This is a genomic window from Streptomyces sp. NPDC058796 (assembly GCF_042745235.1).
GTDB lineage: Bacteria > Actinomycetota > Actinomycetes > Streptomycetales > Streptomycetaceae > Streptomyces.
In genome coordinates, this window is sequence record NZ_JBHYOP010000017.1 from 30182 (window position 1) to 48824 (window position 18643).

Genomic DNA, 18643 nt, shown 5'->3' on the forward strand with positions numbered 1-18643 from the left:
GGCGAAAGCCGATCGATACCGAGGAGAAAGTCGACGCTCCTAAGGTCGTGGCCGCACGTTCGGCGGGCATCGCGTTGGCCCGCGTTCACCCCCACCCGAGGAGATCCCGACGCATGCGCGCACAGACGAGCGGACGCCCCGTGGCCGGGGACGACGTGCGGGGACAGCTGGCGGAACTGCGGCGGCACCACCCCGAGTTGCACGCCCTCGCCGACCCGGGCAGGGTCGCCGCCTGGGAGGCGGCCTGGGACAGCGCCCCACCGCGGCACGACGACTTCGGTGCCGACGGCGAGGGCAGCCGGGGCGTGGAGTACGTGCAGGCACAGACCCTCAACCGGCGGGCCCGTGAGACCGGTATCAGGAAGCTCCCGGGCTTCGCCGGCACCGCCCGCCGCACGCCGGACGGCGAGCGGCCGGTCCTGGCCGAGCTGCTGGGCGGGGACGGGCTGGTCCGCAAGGTCTGCGACGACCTGGGCATCGGCGACTTCAACATCCTCACCTGCGACGCGTCCCCCCACATGGTGACGACGGCGTGGGCGGCGGGCGTACCCGCCCTCCTCCAGCGGGCCGAGCAGCCGTTGCTGCGCGACCGCAGCGTGGACGCCGTACTCCTGGCCTACGGCTCGCACCACGTGCCGCCCTCGGACCGCCAGACGGTGGCCACCGAGGCACACCGGATGCTCCGCCCCGGCGGGGCGTTCGTCCTGCACGACTTCCTCGTCGGCTCGCCCGTGGACGTGTGGTTCGAGGAGGTCACCGACGTGTACTCGGCGACCGGCCACAAGTTCCTGCACTTCACCCGGGACGAGATCGACGGATACCTGGAGAAGGCCGGATACGACCACCGCGAGGTGGTGGAGATCGACGACCCGTACACCGCCGTCGGCGCCACCCCCGAGGAGGCCGACCTGGAGATCGGCCGATACCTGCTCAACATGTACGGCCTGGTCAAGGTCTTCGAGGGCCGCACCGAGACCGAGGCGTACCGCTGGGTCGCCGAGACCGCGAAGGCCGTCTTCCGCTACCCGGACACCCCGGGGAGCCTCACCTCCTGCGAACTGCGCCGGGAGGAGGCCACCGGCGGGTGGCGCGTCACCATCCCCCGGCGCGCCGTCGCCGGGGTGGGCCGGGTCTCCTCCGTCGCCGGGAAGACGGCATGACCACCCAGGCCGCCGAGCCGCGCACCGCGGACACACGGGACGCACAGGAGGCACGGGAGGCGGCCGAGGCGGCCCGCGTCACCGTCCCGGACCGCTCCGCCGCCGCGGCACTGGCCCGGGAGCACGACGTCATCCCGCTGCACCAGGAGTTCCTGGACGACGCCGTCAGCCCCGTCACCGCCTTCTCCCAGTTGTGCGGACCGGACGAGGCGGGCTTCCTGCTGGAGAGCGTGCCGGTCTCCGGCGGGGTGGCACGCTACTCGTACGTCGGCCACCGCCCGGTACCGCTGGACCTGCCCGGCGGCGACCCGCTGACCGCGCTGCGCGCCTTCCTGGCCCGCTCCGCGGCCCCGGTGCACGGACTGCCGCCATTCCACGGCGGGATCGTCGGCTACCTCGGCTACGAGGCGGCCCGCCACTTCGAGGACCTGCCCCTCGCCGCGGGAGAGCCGCCCGGACTGCCCGAGTCCGCCTTCCTGGCCGCCGACGACCTCGTCGTCTTCGACCACGCCACCCGGCGGGTCCTGCTGATGACCCTGTACCGCCCGGCCCTGGAGTCCTACGACGACGCCGTCGCCCGGATCACGCACCTCAACCGCAGGCTCCGCGACGCGGACCGGCCCGCCGGGTTCGCCGGCCGCCCGCTCGCCGACACCGCTCCGGCGGGCACCGACACGGACGGCTGGACCGCCAACCTCACCGAGGCGGAGTTCACGGACCGCGTCGCCCGCGCCCGTGAGCACATCGCCGCCGGCGACGCCTTCCAGATCGTGCTCTCCCGGCGGCTCAGCAGACCCCTGCGCGCCGCACCGCTCGACCTGTACCGGCACCTGCGGTCGACCAACCCCTCGCCGTACATGTACCACCTGAGCCTCGGCGGCGGCCGGCACATCATCGGCGCCTCGCCCGAACTCCTCGTCAAGGCGACCGGCCGCACGGTACGCACCCGCCCCCTGGCCGGCACCCGGCCCCGGCATCCCGACCCGGAGGAGGACCTGCGGCTGGAGCGGGAACTGCTCGCCGACGAGAAGGAACGCGCCGAGCACGTGATGCTGGTGGACCTCGGACGCAACGACCTCGGCCGGGTCACCGAACCGGGCACCGTCCGGGTGGAGCGGCTGATGCGGGTCGAGCGCTTCTCCCACGTGATGCACCTGTCGTCCACCGTCGCCGGCCGGCTCGCACCGGGCCGGGACGCGCTGGACGCCCTGCGTTCCGCCTTTCCCGCCGGCACGCTCTCCGGGGCACCCAAGATCCGGGCGATGGAGATCATCGCCGAGCTGGAGCCCGAGCGGCGCGGCGTGTACGGCGGCGCCCTCGGGTTCGTCGGCACGGACGGGCTGACCGACTTCGCCATCGCGCTGCGCACCATGGTCGTCGCCGACGGGCAGGTGCACGTACAGGCGGGCGCCGGGATCGTCGCCGACTCCGACCCCGCCGCCGAGTTCCGCGAGACACTGCACAAGTCGCGGGCCATGCTCACGGCCGTACGGCGGGCGGAGGCCGGGACGTGAGCGCGCCGCGGGAAACCCGACCGGGTGCCGGGCCACGGGTCGCGGTCGTGGACAACTACGACTCGTTCACCTACAACCTCGTCCACTACGTCGCCGAACAGGGCGGCAGACCCACCGTCTTCCGCAACGACGCCGTCGGCCTCACCGAGCTCGCGGCGTTCGACCTGCTGCTGCTCTCACCGGGCCCCGGCACGCCCGCCGAGGCGGGGATCTGCGTCGAGGCCGTCCGCGAGCTGGGCGCACGGCTGCCGATCCTCGGCGTGTGCCTGGGGCACCAGAGCATCGCCACCGCCTTCGGCGGCTCGGTGGTGCGCGGCGAGCAGGTGCACGGCAAGGCCTCGGCGGTGCACCACGACGGCAGCGGTGTCCTCGCCGGCCTGCCCGACCCGTTCGCCGCCACCCGGTACCACTCGCTCGTGGTCGCACCCACCGGTCTGCCGGACGAACTGGTCGTCACGGCCCGCACGGCGGACGGCACGATCATGGGCCTGCGCCACCGCGAGCACCCCGTCCACGGGGTGCAGTTCCACCCGGAGTCGGTGCTCAGCCCCGAGGGCAAGCAGCTGATCGCGAACTTCCTGGAGTGCGCTGATGATTGAGGCACTGAGAACGCTCGTACGGCGGCCCCTCACCGAGAGCGAGGCCGCCGAGGCGATGCGCGTGATCATGCGCGGCGAGGCGACGGCGGCCCAGATCGCCGGGTTCGCGCTGGCCGTGACGGTGCGCGGCGCGTCCGTGGACGACCTGGTGGGCATGGCCCGTGCCGCCCAGGAGTTCGCCACGCCCGTACCGTGCGCGGGTGACCTGCTCGACACCTGCGGAACCGGTGGCGACGGTCTGAACACCTTCAACATCTCCACCACGTCCGCGATCGTCGCCGCCGCCTGCGGGGTGCGGATCGCCAAGCACGGCAACCGCAGCGCCTCCTCCGCCTGCGGCAGCGCCGACGTGCTGGAGGAACTGGGCATCCGCATCGACCTCGGCGCGGAGGAGGCCGCGGCCTGCCTGGACCGCGCCGGAATCACCTTCCTGTTCGCCCCCGTCTTCCACCCGGCCTTCCGGCACACGGCGGGCCCGCGCCGGGAACTGGGCGCGCGCACCGTGTTCAACCTGCTCGGGCCGCTGTGCAACCCGTCGGGTGCCCGGCTGCGCACGCTGGGCGTGCCGAGCCGGGACCTGGTGGAACCGATGACCGAGGTCCTCGACCGGCTCGGCGTCAGGAGCGCCCTGGTCTTCCACAGCGAGGACGGCATGGACGAACTGAGCACCGGCGCGCCGGCCCACATGGTCGAGCTGCGCGACGGCCGCCGCACCACCCACCGCTTCGACCCCGCCGAGTACGGGCTGGCCAGGTCCCGTCCCGGCGACCTGGCCGGCGGCGACCGCGCCGTCAACGCGGCCGTCGTCCGCCGTGTCCTGGCCGGCGAACGCGGGCCCGCGCGGGACGTCGTGCTGCTCAACGCCGCGGCGGCCCTGCGCGTCGCCGACCTGGCCGGCACCTGGCCCGACGCGCTGCGGCTGGCCGGGTCCGCCGTGGACGGCGGTGCCGCCGCCGGCCTGCTCGACCGCTGGACCCGCGCCTCCTGGCAGCGCGCGGACGTGGAGGTGCCGGCATGAGCGGCATCCTCGACACCCTCGTCGCCGACGCGGAACTCCAGACGCGACGCCGGCGCGCGGCACGTCCCGAGGCGGAGCTGGCCGACCTGGCCGCCGCCGCACCCCCGGCCCGGGACTTCGCCGCCGCCCTGCGCGGACCGGGCCTCGGGGTCATAGCGGAGATGAAGCCGCGCAGCCCCTCCAAGGGGCCGCTCACCGACGACTACCGGCCCGCCGAACTGGCCCGCGCCTACCAGGAAGGCGGCGCCCACGCCCTGTCGGTGCTCACCCACGAGGCCGGCTTCGGCGGCAGCCCCGAGCACCTGGCCGTCGCCCGCGCCGCCTGCGACCTGCCCGTGCTGCGCAAGGACTTCATCACCGACGAGTACCAGATCCTGGAGGCCCGCGCACTCGGCGCCGACGCCCTGCTGCTGATCGTCGCCGCACTCAGTCCCGAACGGCTCGCCGAACTCCTCGCCCACACCCGGGCCCGGGGCATGACGGCACTGGTCGAGGTGCACGACGAGCGCGAGGTGGACGTGGCCCTCGCGGCGGGCGCCGACATCATCGGCGTCAACCACCGCGACCTGCGGGACTTCTCGATCGACCGGACACTGTCGGCCCGGCTGCGCGGGCGGGTGGGCACCGGACGCGTCATGGTCGGGGAGAGCGGAGTCCGCGGCGCGGCGGACGCCCGCGCACTGGAAGGGGCCGGAGTGGACGCGGTCCTGGTCGGAGAACTGCTCATGCGGGCCGGGGATCCCGGTGCCACGATCAAGGAACTGGTCGGATGACGGCGAGCGACACCCACACGACTCAACGGGCGGTCCCGGACGGGACCCGGACGGCGGGCGGCGGTGGACCGACCGTGTGGAGCCCGGACTCGTGGCGCGGCCGCCCGGCCGCCCAGCAACCGGACTGGCCCGATCCCGAGGAACTGCGCGGGGTGGAGAACACCCTCGCGCTGCGCCCGCCTCTGGTGCTTCCCGAGGAGATCCTCGACCTGCGCCGCTCCCTGGCCCAGGTCGCGGCGGGGGAGGGCTTCCTGCTCCAGGCGGGCGACTGCGCGGAACGTTTCGGCTCCTGCACCGAGGCCGGGGTGCGCGGCAAGCTGCGGGTGATCCTCCAGGTGGCCATCCTGCTCACCTACGGATCCGGACTGCCGGTGGTGAAGGTGGGCCGCATCGCCGGCCAGTTCGGCAAGCCCCGCAGCCGGCCCACGGAGACCGTCGACGGCGTCGAACTGCCCGCCTTCCGCGGCGACATCGTCAACCGGCCCGAGTTCACCGCCGAGGCCCGCCGCCCGGACGCCGGCCGGCTGCTGAGCGCCTACCACCACGCGTCGGCGGCCCTGAACGTGCTGCGCGCGCTGACCCTGGGCGGCTACGCCGATCTGGGCCAGGTCCACGACTGGAACCAGGAGTTCGTCCGGCGCAGCGCCGCCGGACAGCGGTACGAGAAGGCCGCCGACGACATCACCCGGGCCCTCAGGTTCATGGCCGCGTGCGGCGTGGACACCCGGTCCCAGGCGGCCCTGCACCAGGTGCAGCTCTACACCTCGCACGAGGCACTGCTGCCGCAGTACGAACAGGCACTCATCCGGTACGACGAGAAGCGGCGCGGCTGGTTCGACACCAGTGCGCACATGTTGTGGATCGGCGACCGCACCCGCCGGCTCGACGGGGCGCACGTGGAGCTGCTGGCCGGGGTGGACAACCCGGTCGGCGTCAAGGTGGGGCCGTCCACCGGCGCCGCCGACCTGCGCGAGCTGTGCGAGCGGCTCGACCCGGACCGCGCCCCGGGCCGCCTCGTCCTGATCAGCCGGCTCGGCGCGGGACGCGGCGCGGAACTGCTGCCGCCGCTGCTCCGGGCGGTGCGGGACGCCGGGCACACCCCGGTGTGGGCCTGCGACCCCATGCACGGCAACACCTTCGTCTCGGAGAGCGGCTACAAGACCCGCCGGCTGTCCGACATCACCACCGAGGTGGCCGAGTTCTTCGCCGTACACCGCGAGGAAGGCCTGCACCCGGGCGGCATCCACCTCGAACTCACCGGCGACGACGTCACCGAATGCCTCGGCGGCGACCTCGACGAGGTGCTGGACACCCACCTGGCCAGCCGCTACGAGACCGCCTGCGACCCGCGGCTGAACGCCGCCCAGTCCATCGAACTCGCCTTCCGGGTGGCGGAGTTCCTGCGCGAACTGCGCAGCGGGGTGTGAGCCGCACTGTCGAAGGTAAGTTCCGCGCCTGACGAACGCCAGGTGTGGCGCGGGAGCCGTCTGCGTAACCTCGGAACGCAGGGGCCTGAATCCCCCGCAGGCCCCGGCCGAACCGGCCCGGGGGCGGCAGTCCTACCTCTGCGGACCGCCACCCCCGGGCCGTCGGCCGTCGCACGTCAAGGGCCCTCCGGGTTGCGCCGGGCGACGGCGGCTGGCGCCGCGCTGAGACCGCCGACGAGGCCGCCGAGGCACGGGCTCGCGAATCCTCAGGCGGGGTCCGTCACTTGGCGCCGGGTGACCCGCACGACCAGGCCGCCGGCGACCGCGAGACCCAGCAGGGCGACGCCGAAGACGGTGGTGCCGTCGGCCAGGCCGACCGCGTCGCTGAGGTAGCCGGCAGAGACGGGCAGAACGCCCGCCGGGATGTATCCGCCGACGTTGAGCGCGGCGTTGGCCTCGGCGAGGCGCCGCGGCGGGACACTCGAGTTGAGCAGTGACAGACCACCGAGCTGGCCCATGCCCTGGCCCGCGCCGGCCAGCAGCGCGGAGGCGACCAGGGCCGGCACCGAGGAGGTGTGCACGGCGACGGTCAGCGTGATCACGCTCAGCGCGGTGCAGGACGCGCCGGCGGTGAGGATGGTGCGCCGCTTCAGTCGCCGCGCGGCGAACTGCACACCGGCCGCGGCGAGAAACATCACGAACGCCATGGCTCCGGCGACGATCCGGCTGGTGGTGCCCAGCAGCCCGGACAGGAGCGAGGGGCCGAGCGAGAGCACGAAGGATGTGGCGGTGATGCCGGGCGCGAAGACCGCGATTCCCAGGGTGAGCCGGCCGCCGTTGCCGTTCGGGACGCCGGGCACTCGGATCCAGGCGCCCTTGGCGCGCACCTCGGGACGCCGCAGGGGCATGCGCAGCACGGCTGCCACCGCGGTGGCCAGGAGCACCCCCTCGACGACGAAGACGGTGACGGTCGGCTCGGGCGCCGCCTCGGAGAGCACCCCGGCGAGCAGCGGGCCGAGCCCGGCGCCGAACACCATCGCGCAGGAGGCGAGCAGTGCGGCGATCCGCTTGCGCTCGGGTCCGGCGACGTCGGTCACCGCCGCCATCCCGGCCGAGACGACGGCGCCGACCGCGATGCCGGTGAACAGCCGGGCCACGATGAGCGCGGTCACGCTGGTGGCGGTCGAGAAGATCAGACATGCCGCGAGCGCGAGGCCGAGGGCGGGCAGCAGGACGGGCTTGCGCCCGAGCCGGTCGGAGACCACGCCGGAGATGAGAAGCGACCCGATGAGGCCGACGATGTAGCAGGCGAACACCACGGTGAGCGTGCCCTTGGAGAACCCGATGTCGCGCTGCCACAGCACGTACAGCGGGGTCGCCGCGTTCGACAGCACGAACACCGCCGTGACCGGCCATGCGGCGAGCCACACCCACCACAGCGGAGCTGAGGGCCGCGCCACGGCCTGCGCCGCGTCTTCTCGGCGCCGCCCTTCCGCGGCGGTTGCGGATGCGCTCCGGGTTTCGGGCATGACGGTTCCTCCCGATCTGGCCTGCCACCACTTGAGCAGTACGAGTTGAGTCGAACTTAGCATGCAGTACGATTGGAGTCGTACATAGGAATCGCGTGATGAGGAGTTGCCGATGCCCGCGAGCCCGGCCGCCGCGCCCGCCTTCAAGGTGCTCCCCGAGCCGTCTGACCTGCCCGAGCCTCTGCCGGAACCGGCCGTCGGCCAACTGCGCCTGGAGACGGTGCTCGGTGCGCTCAGCGACCCGCTGCGCCTGACGATCGTCCGGAAGCTGCTCCTGGAGTCGGAGAGCTTCGACCACACCTGCGGCTGGTTCGGCTTCGACCGCCCCAAGTCCTCACTGACCCATCACTTCAAGGCGCTGCGCGAGGCGGGCGTCACGCGCCAGCGCCAGTACGGGCTCGAGCGCCGCAGCCACGTGCGCGTCGACGATCTGAACGCCCGGTTCCCGGGGCTGCTGGAACTGGTGGCGGCTTGGACGCCGGAGGACTGAGGCGCGTCAAGTGCCGATCGCGCCCAGTCGCTCGAGTGGCTTGGGAGGATCGGCAGACAGCATTCCCGCCGTCGTGCATGCGGACTGGGGCTCGTTCTCTACGCCATCCGCCGGTGACACCCTGCTGCTCGACGAACACTTCCGCCGCCACCCGCGCATCGCAGGGTCTCGAACGATTCTTCTACTGGACCGACCTGCCCGTACGAGCCGTCCAGCGACTGCGCGTCGGTACAGTCCGCACCTTCCAAGGCGGTGAACACGACGTCGTGGTGCTCTCACTCGTCGCCGGAGAGGGCACGCACCCCGGCGCCACCGAGTGGGTCGCCGCCCAGGACGACGGTCGAACGGCGCCAAGTGCCTCCCGTACGGGCTTCGCTGGGGAACTGCACTGGTGACCGGCGCCTCGGTCTCTTCGGCGGCGCCAAAGCTCTCGGCGGTGCACGAGCGCGCGTCGTGGCGCGGTCAGCGCCGTGGTGCGCTGCCCATCTCCGTGGTGAAGAGGACGGGGTCGCTGTCGAAGCCTCGGACCGCTTCCTGGAACTCCCAAACCCCGGAGGTGTTCCGGGTGAACTCCGCCACCGTGGCGGCAGTGGCCCAGGCGACCCGCTCGAAGCCGTCCGTCAGGAGTTTCCTGTATCCCTCGGTGACGACGACTTCGGTGTTCGACACGTCGCCGAAGGTCTTGCGGCCGTCGTCCTGATGGATCGCCACTCCCACGACCACGCGTGCGAAGGAGGGCGACAGGCGGTCGAGTTCGAACGTCATCTCCTCGACGAAGCCGAAGCCCTGACCGGTCCGGCTGTGCCGGCTCATGTTGATGGTCCCGTCCGGCGATCGCTTGTCGAACTGGACGACGTAGACCGGCCGCCCGTGCGGTGCGTCCGCGGCGTAGGTCGTGGCGATGATGTCGAGGTGGTGAGGCGGCCGGTCCCAGGTGCTCGGATCCCACTTGAGCCGTACGTCGACCTTCCTCAGCCCCTCGGTGTCGCTGCTCACCGGCTTTCCACCCTCTCGTTCCAGGCCACTGCGGGGACTCCCCCACAGCCAAGTATGGTCCGCCGAACCCTGGCTGGACCGCTGGTAGCGGTGCGCTTGCACAGAGCCGCGGCGCGGCGCTTCCCCGGAGCGGTGTCCGGAGAGCCGTCGGGTCGCGAGCCATGCGGAGCCCGTAGGGGAGGGGCGACGTCCCGTGGGGTCAAGGACGCGCCATCGGTGTGCGGGCTCGCCTTGCCTCATCCGCAACGGACCAGCCCGTAACGGCCGAAGCCCTGCCCCCCGAACGCCCACCGTCTGCCGTGGTGGTGACCAGGGCAGCGTCCCCGAGACGTGAGTGCCGCTCCAGGCCCTGCCGCGGGGGACCGGGTGGGCAGGCGATCAGACCGGCTCGCCGGCGCTCCGTCAGTCGGAGGTCAGGCTGATCGCGTCGGACGGCATCGGGGCCACCTGTCTGAGGTGCCGGGCATGACCGAGGCGTCGGAGCAGGCCGACGTGACCGCGATGCTGCTCCGCACCCACCTGAGTTCCCACAACCGGCTGAGTGTGCTGGAGACGGACGGCGCCGCCCGGGAACCGGCCGACTGGGGCGACGGGCACACTGTCGGAGCGGGAGCACGGTCGCCCCGTCGCTGACGGTGCGCGGCCCGCCCTCCCAGGACGGGCGCGCCCCACCTTTCGCGGTCACTCCTGACCGGGAGGGGATGCTGGGTCCTTCTTCGCGAGGTAGACCGTGTTGGTCGCGGTGCCGCCCTGCAGAGGGTTGTCGAAGGCCACCACGTGCGCCTCGTGCTCGGCGAAGACCTGTGCGAGTACGGAGCAGAACTGCTGGTCGGGCGGGTCGTTCGACCACAGCGCGAAGACACCGCCGGGATGGAGGCGGTCCGTGAGGGCACGGAGTCCCGCGGGTCGGTAGAGGGAGGCGTGCCCCGGGTGGAGGACATGCCGCGGTGAGTGATCGATGTCCAGCAGGATGGCGTGAAAGCGGCGGCCGGGTTCTTGCGGGTCGAGTCCTTGAGGATCGGCGACCATGGCGAAGAAGTCGCCGTTCACCATGCGGCACCGAGGATCCGACGTCAGCGCGTCACCCAGCGGCACCAGCCCGCGCCGGTGCCAGTCGATCACTTCCCCCAGCGCGTCAACGACGATCAGCGAGCGCACGCGAGCCTCGTCCAGTGCGGCCCGAGCCGTGTACCCGAGGCCGAGTCCGCCCACGACGACGTCCAGGTCACCGCCGGTGGTCGCCGCGAGACCCAGCCGGGCCAGAGCGATCTCGCCCTCGGTGAAGAGGCTGGACATCAAGAACTCGTCGCCGAGCTTGACCTCGTACACGTCATCACCCGAGGCCGGGTGCCGACGCCGCCGCAGACTGATGTCTCCCAGCCGTGTGGGACGCCAGTCGATCTCCTCGAAACGCAGGCTCATGGGATCCCTTCCCGGTCATCGCCTCGATGCCGGTGAGTGGTGTGCGCAGCCAACCGGCTGGACTGGCGTCCGAGGCGGTCGGGCGACGGGACGTTCGTGGTGAGCGGTCGCCGGCCGGATACCCTGCCGCAGGGTCAGTGTTCGAGCCGCTGCCGGAGCGTGGCGGCGAAGTCCTCGGCCATCGTCAGGCGGGCGCGCAACGTCTCGCAGCGCGCGTCGGCCACCTTCCGGTAGGAGTCCAGGCGCTCCCGCAGCCTTTCCCGCTCCTCTCCCGTGGGGGCGTCGTCGGACACGGCGAGCCGGTCGGTGATGTCCAGCAGGTCGCGCATCTCCTCCAGAGAGAAGTCGAGCGGCTTCATGCGGCGGATCACCATCAGCCGGTCCACGTCGGCCGCCGTGTACAGCCGGAAGCCGCCCTTGCTGCGGGCCGAGGGAATAACCAGGCCGACTTCTTCGTAATGACGGATGGTGCGCAACGACAAACCGGTCCGCTCGGCTACCTCGCCGATCTGCATCTGCCGGGCTTCCGTCATCGCTCAGCCATCTCCCTCTGTCGTCCGCCTGATTTCGAAACAGTCAAGTGCGTCAGTCTACGTGAGAACGATCACAGGAACTCGTGGGCTGTTTACCTGCGATTCACAAGCCGCAACTCGCACTCTGCACTCACGTCAGAGTAGACTTCCGGATGTGCTCGATGGTGCAGTTCCATGCACGGCAGGGGCGCAAGCGCCGCAGCGCGGGCCCCGATGGAGCCTGTGACGGCACCGAAGACTCCGGGCAATGATGCCCGACCGGCGACCTGAGGGTTGCCGCCCTGTCCGGCAAGGCCCCCGCCGAGGCGGCCGGGCTGCCGGGGGATTCGTCTCTCGTGGAATCACGTACGCCCTGCGCGTGTGTCCAGCGGCAACGGACGCGTGCGCCTGAACAGGAACGGTTGCATGTCCTCACCGCTGTCCGCAGCTCCCAGGTTCCGCATGTCCAAGCCCGACTGGCTTGCCTCTCCCAAGGTCCTGCGCACCGAGGTGCTGGCCGGCCTGGTCGTCGCCCTCGCCCTCATCCCCGAGGCGATCTCCTTCTCGATCATCGCCGGCGTCGACCCCAGCGTCGGCCTGTTCGCCTCCTTCACCATGGCCGTCGTCATCTCCGTGGTGGGTGGCCGCAAGGCCATGATCTCCGCCGCCACCGGTGCCGTCGCCCTGGTCATCGCGCCCCTCAACAACGAATACGGGCTGGGGTATCTGGTCGCTGCCGTCATCCTGGCCGGTGTCTTCCAGGTGATCCTGGGTGCTCTCGGGGTGGCCAAGCTGATGCGGTTCGTGCCGCGCTCGGTCATGGTCGGCTTCGTCAACGCCCTGGCCATCCTGATCTTCATGGCCCAGGTGCCGGAGATGCACGACGTCCCGTGGGCCGTCTACCCGCTCATCGCCGGTGGTCTGGCCCTCATGGTCTTCTTCCCGAAGGTCACGAAGGTGATCCCGGCGCCGCTGGTTTCCATCATCGTGCTGACCGTGATCACCATCGCCGCCGGTATCGCGGTTCCCGCCGTGGGTGACAAGGGTGAGCTGCCGTCGTCCCTGCCCGTCCCGGGCCTGCCGGACGTGCCGTTCACCATGGACACCCTGACCACCATCGCCCCCTACGCGCTCGCCATGGCGCTGGTGGGCCTGATGGAGTCCCTGATGACCGCCAAGCTCGTCGACGACATCACCGACACCCGCTCCAACAAGACCCGCGAGTCCATGGGGCAGGGCATCGCCAACATCGTCACCGGTTTCTTCGGCGGCATGGGCGGCTGCGCCATGATCGGCCAGACGATGATCAACGTGAAGGTCTCCGGCGCCCGCACCCGCCTGTCCACCTTCCTGGCCGGTTCCTTCCTCATGGTCCTGTGCATCGTCTTCGGTCCGGTCGTCTCCGACATCCCGATGGCGGCACTCGTCGCCGTGATGGTCATGGTGGCGGTCGGCACGTTCGACTGGCACTCCATCCAGCCCAAGACCCTCAAGCGCATGCCGCTGGGCGAGACGATCGTCATGGCCGCCACGGTGGTCGTCGTGGTCGCCACCGACAACCTGGCCATCGGCGTGGTCGTCGGCTCCGTCGCCGCGATGATCATCTTCGCCAAGCGGGTCGCCCACCTGGCCAACGTCTCCGGTGTCGTCGACCCCGACGGCAAGCAGGTCGTCTACTCGGTCACGGGAGAGCTGTTCTTCGCCTCCTCCAACGACCTCGTCTACCAGTTCGACTACAAGGGCGACCCCGACGACGTCGTCATCGACCTGTCCGGCACCCACATCTGGGACGCCTCCTCGGTCGCCGCCCTCGACGCCATCGAGACCAAGTACGCCCAGCGCGGCAAAAAGGTCACCATCGTCGGCCTCAACGAGCCCAGCGCCGACATGCACCAGCGCCTGGCCGGACAGCTCACCGGAGGTCACTGACCTCGAAGCCGCCTGCTGCGTACCACCGCGCGGCAGGCGGCCTGGGATCGGGCGGGGGTTTCGGTGCGTCATCTCGGGGCCGCCATCGGCCGCGGACCGCGAGACCGTTGCGCAGCACCGTTGTCGCGGCCCTCAACTCTTACCTCTCGTTAGAGTATTGGTGCTCGTCGACGATGTCGGCCTGCTTTCAAAGCCGTTCCCGGGTCGTGGCGGGAGTTGCGCCGGCCGCTGCTCGGGGACGGCGCCGGAAACCGCACACCCTCGCTTTCCCGCGCACGGCCACGTGCACCTGCCGTAGCCCGGGTCAGGGGCCGGGGCCGTATTCAGGTCTTCCACACAACGGGGACCCCGGCAGCAAGAGGTTGTGACCCGTTCAGAAATCCACCCGACCCACGTCGGGTCCCTGTCGCGCTTCCTCGAGCGCACCATGGAAACCGGAAGGCCTTCCGGCGTCGACCGCCCCGAGGCGGAGAAGGCGTCCGACTCGGCGGTCCCCGTTGCGTGAGTGAGCCGATCCGTCGTCTCGCCGCTCCCTCAGCGGCGTTCGCCCGTTCCCCTCCCTGGGTGCGGCCTGGCAGGGTCCGGTGGGCAGTCGCGTGGGCCCGGTGCGGCCTCCGGTCAGGCGTCGATGATCACGGGAATGACGAGGGGCCTGCGCCGGTGGGTGCGGAAGGCCCAGTTGGCCACGGCGCGGGCGATGAGCTGTTCGAGTTGGTGTGCGTCGCCGACGCCTTCCTCCGCCGCCCTGGCGAGCGTCTTCTCGATGACGGGGACGACGGGTTCGAAGGTGGTGTCGTCGTGGACGAAACCGCGGACCAGGAAGTCGGGCGGCTCGGCCAGGGCTCCTGAGTCGGTATCGACGATGGCCACCACGGTCACGACTCCCTCTTCCGCGAGGGTGAGGCGGTCCTTGAGGGACGCTTCGGTCGCTCCGCCCACTTCCATGCCGTCGACGTAGACGTTGCCGGCGGGCACCTTGCCGGTGATGGCGGCGCGGCCGTCGACGAGGTCGACGACGACCCCGTCCTCGGCGATGACCACCCGGTCGGGATCGACCCCGGTGCGGACGGCGAGGTCCGCGTTGGCCCGCAGATGGCGCCATTCGCCGTGCACGGGCATGACGTTGCGGGGCTTGATGATGTTGTAGCAGTAGACAAGTTCGCCGGCGCTGGCGTGGCCGGAGACGTGCACCTTGGCGTTGCCCTTGTGGACGACGTGGGCGCCCCACCGGGTGAGGCCGTTGATGACCCGGTAGATGGCGTTCTCGTTGCCGGGAATGAGGGAGCTGGCGAGCAGGACGGTGTCGCCCTCGCCGATGCGGATCATGTGGTCGCGGTTGGCCATCCGCGAGAGTGCGGCCATCGGTTCGCCCTGCGAGCCGGTGCACACCAGGGTGACCCGGTGGTCGGGCAGCTTCTCCAGTTCCTTCGTGGACACGACCAGCCCGGAGGGGACCTTGAGGTAACCCAGTTCGCGGGCGATGCCCATGTTGCGGACCATGGACCGGCCCACGAAGGCGACCTTGCGGCCGTGCTCGTGCGCGGCGTCCAGAACCTGCTGGATGCGGTGCACATGGCTGGCGAAACTGGAGACGATGACCCGGCGCGGTGCGGTGCGCATGACCTGCTCGATCGCGGGGTTCAGGTCGCGTTCGGAGACGGTGAAACCGGGCACCTCGGCGTTGGTGGAGTCGACGAGGAACAGGTCGACGCCCTCCTCGCCGAGGCGCGCGAACGCACGGAGGTCGGTGATGCGGCCGTCCAGGGGAAACTGGTCCATCTTGAAGTCGCCGGTGTGCAGAACCAGGCCGGCAGCGGTACGGACGGCGACCGCGAGACTGTCCGGGATGGAGTGGTTCACGGCGACGAACTCGCAGTCGAAGGGACCGAACGTCCGTCGGTCGCCTTCACGCACGCGCACCGTGCGGGGCCGGATGCCGTGCTCCTTGAGCTTGGCCTCCAGGAACGCCAGCGTCAGCTTCGACCCGACGACGGGGATGTCCGACCGCTCGCGCAACAGGTAGGGCACGCCGCCGATGTGGTCCTCGTGGCCGTGGGTCAGGACGATGGCCACGATGTCGGCCAGGCGGTCCCGGATGGAGGTGAAGTCCGGCAGGATGACGTCCACTCCGGGCTGGGTCTCCTCCGGGAACAGCACGCCGCAGTCGACGACGAGCAGTTTGCCCGCGTGCTCGAAGACGGTCATGTTGCGGCCGATCTCACCGAGGCCGCCCAGGGCGACGATCCTCAGCCCTCCCTCGGGCAGGGGCGGAGCAGCTTTGAGATCTGGATGTGGATGACTCATACCTTGACGTTACCGGAGGGTGTGCGTCCTCATGCGCAGCTGCGCGGTGCGTGCCGGTACGGTGCGAGACCGGGTGCGTTGAGCTCCTTGGTACCACTTCGGCCGCTCCCAGCGACAGGGACCACGACTCGGACCGTGCGCAGTGGCAGGCCGGTCCGTTCGGCCACCTCGCCGATCTGCGTCTGCCGGCGCAGCGAGACGATGCATGGGGCACGCCCGCCACAGCGGATGGCCGGCATGACCGTCAGCGTCTCCCGGCAGTACGAGAACTCGTAGGCGTTGGTGCGGACTTGTACGCCTTGCCGTCCGTCAGTTGCCCCGTCCGGGACCCGCACGGTCGCCCACTCGCCCACTCGCCGGGCTGCGCGGAGACGAGTACGCCGTCCCCGGCGGGCGTGGTGATCGGCGTACTGGTCTCCGCGTCGTAGACCCCAACGCCTGACCCGGCTCGTCGAACACCACGCGCCACAACTGCTCGAACCGGTGGGTATCGGCCCGGACAGCGCCGTCACTCTCCTGATCACCATGGAGACAACCCCGAGCGGCTGAACACGAGGCGTCCTTTGCTGCCCTGTGCGGAGTCAGCCCCATCGAGCACTCCTCCGGCCGGCGGCGCACGCGCCGGCTCAACCAGGGCGGCGACCGCCAGGCGAACGCCGCCCTGCACCGCATCGTCTTCACCCGGCCACGCCACGACCCGCGCACTCGGGCGTACTACGAACGCCGTCCCCAGGAGGGCAAGACCCGCCGCGAGATCATCCGATGCCTCGAGCGATACGCGGCCCGCGAGGTCTTCACCCTGGTCAGACCGGTTTCCCGCACCCCCGCGTTATAGGGGCGTCTGTGAGACGTGAGAGGGTCTGGGGCGTGAGTGAGACACCGTCGAACACCTTGCAATACCGCTTTGACGGGCCAGAAGAGGCCCCGGTCCTGATCCTCGGTCCCTCACTGGGTACCACATGGCACATGTGGGACCGGCAGGTGCCCGAGCTTGCGCAGCAGTGGCGGGTCTTCCGTTTCGACCTGCCCGGGCACGGCGGCGCCCCCGCCCACCCGGCGGGTTCCGTCGCCGACCTCACCTCGCGCCTGCTGGCCACCCTCGACGGGCTCGGCGTGCAGCGCTTCGGGTACGCGGGCTGCGCGTTCGGCGGCGCCGTCGGCATCGAGCTGGCCCTGCGCCACCCCGAGCGCCTGGCCTCCCTCGCGCTGATCGCCGCCTCTCCACGCTTCGGCACCGCCGACGAGTTCCGCCAGCGCGGGGTGATCGTCCGTACGAACGGGCTCGACCCGATCGCCCGCAGTTCGCCGGAGAGGTGGTTCACCGGAGGCTTCGCCGCCGCTCAGCCCGCTATCACCGAGTGGGCCGTGCAGATGGTGCGGACCACCGACCCCGGCTGCTACATCGCCGCCTGCGAGGCGCTCGCCGCGTTCGACGTGCGTGGCGAGCTCGGGCAGGTCGGGGTGCCCACCCTGGTCCTCGTCGGCTCCGACGACCAGGTCACCGGCCCCGCCGAGGCCCGTACGCTGGTGGCCGGCATCCCGGACGCCCGCCTCGCCGTCGTCCCGGGCGCCTCCCACCTCGTCCCGGTCGAGCAGCCCGGAGCCGTCACCGACCTGCTGGTGCGGCACTTCTCCACGGCCTGGCAGACCGCCCACGACGCCTCCACCGGCCAGATCGCCGTCCCGGCCGCCCACCCGGCCGTTCCCGCCGCCCCCGCGGCCGTACCGCCCGCCCCCGCGGTCTCCGCAGCGCCCGTCCAGCCGGCCATGGCGCCGCCCCCGCCGCAGACCGCGCCCATCGCCGAGATCGCCCCGGCGCCCTCGGTACCGGCGCAGGAACGGCCCGATCCGTACGACGCCGGGCTCAAGGTGCGCCGGGAAGTGCTCGGCGACGCGCACGTCGACCAGGCGCTGGCGCAGGCGGACGGGTTCTCGGGGGACTTCCAGGAGTTCCTCACCCGGTACACCTGGGGCGAGGTCTGGGACCGTCCCGGCCTGGACCGGCGCACCCGCAGCTGTGTCACCCTCACCGCCCTGGTCGCCGGCGGTCACCTCGAAGAACTGCCGCCCCACATCCGGGCCGCCCTGCGCAACGGCCTCACCCCGGCCGAGATCAAGGAAGTACTCCTCCAGACGGCCGTCTACTGCGGTGTACCGGCCGCGAACCGCGCCTTCCGGGTGGCGCAGCAGGTCATCCGGGAGGAGACCACGCCGCCCGAGTGAGTCCCGGCGGGCCGGGGAACGGCGTGCGGCGGCAGGATGGAGTCATGAAACTCACCAAGAAGTCGCACGCCTGCGTCCGCCTCGAGAAGGACGGGCAGACGCTCGTCCTGGACCCCGGTGGATTCAGCGAGGAGGACGCGGCCCTCGGCGCGGACGCGATCCTCGTCACCCACGAGCACCCCGACCACTTCGACGAGCTGCGGCTGCGCGCCGCGATGGAGAACAATCCGGCCGCCGGGATCTGGACGCTGAAGTCGGTCGCCGAGAAGATCTCCGCGGCCTTCCCCGGCCGCGTGCATACCGTCGGCCACGGCGACGCATTCACCGCCGCCGGTTTCGACGTGCGGGTGCACGGCGAACTGCACGCGGTGATCCACCCGGACATCCCGCGCGTCACCAACATCGGCTTCCTCGTCGACGGCGGCAAGCTCTTCCACCCCGGGGACGCCCTCACCGTCCCCGACCACCCGGTCGAGACGCTGATGCTGCCCGTCATGGCGCCGTGGAACAAGATCGCCGAGGTCATCGACTACGTCCGCGAGGTGAAGCCGCAGCGCGCCTACGACATCCACGACGCGCTCCTCACCGACCTGGCCCGCCCGGTTTACGACCGCCAGATCGGCGAGCTGGGCGGCGCGCAGCACCTGCGGCTGGCCCCCGGGGACAGCGCGCGGGTGTGAGCACTCCGGTGTGAGAACACCGACGCCCGGGCCGGCCCGGGACCGGAGCCGCGTTGTCAGTCCCGCC

Annotated in this window: 17 protein-coding genes; 12 read left to right on the forward strand and 5 right to left on the reverse strand. The window is 71.4% G+C overall.

Annotated elements, in window-relative coordinates; all coding sequences use genetic code 11:
* The first annotated feature begins 113 nt into the window (after positions 1–113).
* The 6 genes from ACFW47_RS32235 to ACFW47_RS32260 are packed head-to-tail and all read left to right on the forward strand — an operon-like array spanning position 114 to position 6491.
* Positions 114–1160, forward strand: coding sequence for a class I SAM-dependent methyltransferase (locus ACFW47_RS32235; protein ID WP_386307919.1), 1047 nt, complete (start codon positions 114–116; stop codon positions 1158–1160).
* Positions 1157–2674, forward strand: coding sequence for an anthranilate synthase component I family protein (locus ACFW47_RS32240; RefSeq protein ID WP_386307921.1), 1518 nt, complete (start codon positions 1157–1159; stop codon positions 2672–2674). The genes ACFW47_RS32235 and ACFW47_RS32240 overlap by 4 nt, the downstream gene beginning before the upstream one ends.
* A complete protein-coding gene (locus ACFW47_RS32245) occupies positions 2671–3273 on the forward strand; it encodes an anthranilate synthase component II (RefSeq protein WP_386276257.1) in 603 nt (200 codons plus the stop codon). Before ACFW47_RS32240 ends, ACFW47_RS32245 begins: the two co-directional genes overlap by 4 nt.
* Positions 3266–4291 (forward strand): anthranilate phosphoribosyltransferase, encoded by a 1026-nt coding sequence (gene trpD, locus ACFW47_RS32250; protein ID WP_386307922.1) that lies wholly within the window; start codon positions 3266–3268, stop codon positions 4289–4291. The genes ACFW47_RS32245 and trpD overlap by 8 nt, the downstream gene beginning before the upstream one ends.
* Positions 4288–5064 (forward strand): indole-3-glycerol phosphate synthase TrpC, encoded by a 777-nt coding sequence (trpC, locus tag ACFW47_RS32255; protein ID WP_386276255.1) that lies wholly within the window; start codon positions 4288–4290, stop codon positions 5062–5064. The genes trpD and trpC overlap by 4 nt, the downstream gene beginning before the upstream one ends.
* Positions 5061–6491: a class II 3-deoxy-7-phosphoheptulonate synthase gene (locus ACFW47_RS32260; RefSeq protein WP_386276254.1), complete on the forward strand. Its 1431-nt coding sequence runs from the start codon at positions 5061–5063 to the stop codon at positions 6489–6491. The genes trpC and ACFW47_RS32260 overlap by 4 nt, the downstream gene beginning before the upstream one ends.
* Before the next feature lie 266 nt (positions 6492–6757).
* Here the strand turns inward: ACFW47_RS32260 and ACFW47_RS32265 are convergent, their stop codons facing one another.
* Positions 6758–8020: an MFS transporter gene (locus tag ACFW47_RS32265; RefSeq protein WP_386307923.1), complete on the reverse strand. Its 1263-nt coding sequence runs from the start codon at positions 8018–8020 to the stop codon at positions 6758–6760.
* A 112-nt stretch (positions 8021–8132) separates the two neighbouring features.
* On the opposite strand from ACFW47_RS32265, the gene ACFW47_RS32270 reads away from it, so the two are divergent.
* The gene (locus tag ACFW47_RS32270) at positions 8133–8510 is read left to right on the forward strand and encodes an ArsR/SmtB family transcription factor (RefSeq protein WP_386276252.1); all 378 of its coding nucleotides are present in this window, start codon (positions 8133–8135) and stop codon (positions 8508–8510) included.
* Positions 8511–8972: 462 nt separating this feature from the next.
* Here ACFW47_RS32270 and ACFW47_RS32275 read toward each other — a convergent pair whose 3' ends face one another.
* Positions 8973–9506: a TerD family protein gene (locus ACFW47_RS32275; RefSeq protein ID WP_386276251.1), complete on the reverse strand. Its 534-nt coding sequence runs from the start codon at positions 9504–9506 to the stop codon at positions 8973–8975.
* A gap of 465 nt (positions 9507–9971) precedes the next feature.
* Between ACFW47_RS32275 and ACFW47_RS32280 the strand changes: the two genes are divergently transcribed.
* Positions 9972–10139: a hypothetical protein gene (locus ACFW47_RS32280; protein ID WP_386276250.1), complete on the forward strand. Its 168-nt coding sequence runs from the start codon at positions 9972–9974 to the stop codon at positions 10137–10139.
* Positions 10140–10187: 48 nt separating this feature from the next.
* Here ACFW47_RS32280 and ACFW47_RS32285 read toward each other — a convergent pair whose 3' ends face one another.
* Both ACFW47_RS32285 and ACFW47_RS32290 read right to left on the reverse strand, forming a co-directional pair.
* Positions 10188–10928, reverse strand: a complete 741-nt coding sequence (locus ACFW47_RS32285; RefSeq protein ID WP_386276249.1) for a spermidine synthase — start codon at positions 10926–10928, stop codon at positions 10188–10190.
* Positions 10929–11062: 134 nt separating this feature from the next.
* Positions 11063–11461: a MerR family transcriptional regulator gene (locus ACFW47_RS32290; protein ID WP_386276248.1), complete on the reverse strand. Its 399-nt coding sequence runs from the start codon at positions 11459–11461 to the stop codon at positions 11063–11065.
* A 405-nt stretch (positions 11462–11866) separates the two neighbouring features.
* On the opposite strand from ACFW47_RS32290, the gene ACFW47_RS32295 reads away from it, so the two are divergent.
* Positions 11867–13369 carry a SulP family inorganic anion transporter gene (locus tag ACFW47_RS32295; RefSeq protein ID WP_386307925.1) on the forward strand — a complete coding sequence of 501 codons (1503 nt, stop codon included), beginning with the start codon at positions 11867–11869 and terminating at the stop codon, positions 13367–13369.
* Between the two features lie 618 nt (positions 13370–13987).
* On the opposite strand, the gene ACFW47_RS32300 is transcribed toward ACFW47_RS32295, so the two are convergent.
* Positions 13988–15673, reverse strand: coding sequence for a ribonuclease J (locus tag ACFW47_RS32300; protein ID WP_386276246.1), 1686 nt, complete (start codon positions 15671–15673; stop codon positions 13988–13990).
* A 589-nt stretch (positions 15674–16262) separates the two neighbouring features.
* Between ACFW47_RS32300 and ACFW47_RS32305 the strand changes: the two genes are divergently transcribed.
* From ACFW47_RS32305 to ACFW47_RS32315, 3 genes are read left to right on the forward strand one after another with little or no spacing between them, the layout of a single operon-like run.
* Positions 16263–16508 carry a transposase gene (locus tag ACFW47_RS32305; RefSeq protein WP_386307948.1) on the forward strand — a complete coding sequence of 82 codons (246 nt, stop codon included), beginning with the start codon at positions 16263–16265 and terminating at the stop codon, positions 16506–16508.
* Positions 16509–16540: 32 nt separating this feature from the next.
* The gene (gene pcaC, locus ACFW47_RS32310) at positions 16541–17896 is read left to right on the forward strand and encodes a 4-carboxymuconolactone decarboxylase (protein ID WP_386307927.1); all 1356 of its coding nucleotides are present in this window, start codon (positions 16541–16543) and stop codon (positions 17894–17896) included.
* Between the two features lie 44 nt (positions 17897–17940).
* Positions 17941–18576, forward strand: a complete 636-nt coding sequence (locus tag ACFW47_RS32315) for an MBL fold metallo-hydrolase (RefSeq protein WP_386307928.1) — start codon at positions 17941–17943, stop codon at positions 18574–18576.
* The last annotated feature ends 67 nt before the right edge of the window (positions 18577–18643 follow it).